This window comes from Mesorhizobium sp. M5C.F.Ca.IN.020.32.2.1 (genome assembly GCF_004023105.1).
Lineage (GTDB): Bacteria > Pseudomonadota > Alphaproteobacteria > Rhizobiales > Rhizobiaceae > Mesorhizobium > Mesorhizobium wenxiniae.
In genome coordinates, this window is the sequence record NZ_RZSX01001392.1 from 1 (window position 1) to 970 (window position 970).

Below are 970 nucleotides of genomic sequence, written 5' to 3' on the forward strand. Positions count from 1 at the left end.
GGCTACGACTGGTATGGCGGCATTTGAGGCCATAGCTCCGCCATTTCCGATCAGTGTTTTAGTGCTTTTGCTCAAGCGACCTTGTCGATTAGCGGTTTGAGCACCGGATGGATTTCCGGCGAGGCATGCTTGATCAGTGTCAGCAGCGCGCGTTCGTTCTCGCGCAGCGGCCGGTCGCGGCCGATGCGCTCAGCCAGCCACTTCGCCTCGCTGGCGTCGATGGTTTCGGCGCGGCGGGCCAGTGCCTCGGCTGCCTTGTTCTTCGATTCCCATTCGGATTCGATATCGCCCGGCGCGCGATAGGCTTCCATGATGCCGGCAAGGCCGCCCGATACCATGCGGCCAAAGAAACTGCCGATCCCCGGTTCCGCCTGCTCGAAGAAAGAATCCCGGCGCAGCGCCACGTCGCGTATCGGCGCTTCGTAGCCGGCCGAGCACATGACGAAATTGGCGATCGCTTTGACGAACAGATCATTCCATGACGGATCGTTGTTGGCTGCCGCTGTCCGCTCATTGATCTTGAACAGCATCTCGGCCTCGGCGCGGGTGATCGCGATGTTGCCGTCGCCGCCATGGGCATAGAGGATGCGGCGCAGAAGCTCGACTTCCGCCTTGGCGATCAGGCCGGGAACCAGCTTGCCGTCGTGCATCAGCGGCCCCTTGCCGTCCAGAACGGCATTGGCGACCTGCGCCAGCGCATAGACGCAAAGCCCGTTCGGCGACGATTTCGCCTTTTCCAGCACATGCACCAGCAATTCGAGTTCGGTCCGGCTATCGACCATGCCGTCGCGCGAAATCGCTCGGACCAGCCAGTCGGCATTGTCCTGCGAGATATAGCCCGCCGGCTTTTCCTGATGAACGATGAAGTCGGTCACAGCTTCGACGAAAAAAACAGGCCATTGCGCGCATTTGTCCTTGGCCTTTGCGTCGAGCGCAAACAGCGCCTCGGCCTCGCCGCGCGTCACCACGC

General features: G+C 61.5%; 1 protein-coding gene. It reads right to left on the reverse strand.

Features of this window, described 5'->3' with window-relative positions; translation table 11 throughout:
• Positions 1 to 71: 71 nt before the first annotated feature.
• Positions 72 to 970 (reverse strand): hypothetical protein (locus EOA86_RS36260; protein WP_128345807.1); only part of this gene is annotated, 899 nt, incomplete at its 5' end.